The organism is Roseovarius sp. A46 (assembly GCF_004126395.1).
In the GTDB taxonomy this organism is placed as follows: Bacteria; Pseudomonadota; Alphaproteobacteria; order Rhodobacterales; family Rhodobacteraceae; genus Roseovarius; species Roseovarius nitratireducens.
Genome location: NZ_PVWS01000087.1, coordinates 1 through 494, shown reverse-complemented (window position 1 = coordinate 494; position 494 = coordinate 1). Strand labels below are relative to the sequence as shown.

Annotated in this window: 1 protein-coding gene; it reads right to left on the bottom strand. The window is 63.4% G+C overall.

Annotated elements, in window-relative coordinates; all coding sequences use genetic code 11:
- On the bottom strand, positions 1-494 hold a 494-nt coding region (locus C6W92_RS17815), incomplete at both ends, for a hypothetical protein (RefSeq protein WP_164989298.1).

Below are 494 nucleotides of genomic sequence, written 5' to 3'. Positions count from 1 at the left end.
TCGCGCGCTTCGATCTCGATGTTCTCGATGTTGGAGGTGGTCGGCTGCACGTCGAGCGGCATGATGCCCAGACCACCCATGAACTCGGGAACGAGCGTCGCATCGAGCGTGTCGGTGCCACCGACGCCGTTCAGAACGTCACCCGACGAGAGCGTGTTGGACACACCGCCTGCCGTGGGGTTCTGCGTCAGGGATGCGTCGAAGAGATCAGCACCGCCGGTGCCCACGAAATCAACGCCACGGTCCTCACCCGAAGTCAGGCGGAACGTGGTCTGCTCGCCCCAGAATGCATCGGTGCGGGCCATTGCCGCTTCAACCGAGCCTTGGCTTTCGTCAACGCCATCAAGCGCGGCACCTGCGCCATCGAGGCCTTCGCTGTCGGGCGCGGTCGCGCCGGCGTCCTTGGCAGCGTCGTGCCAATCAAGAGCGACTGAAATCTTGTTGTTGAGCACGTCGATGTCGGTGCCCGAAGCACCTTTCATGATCGCGAGCAG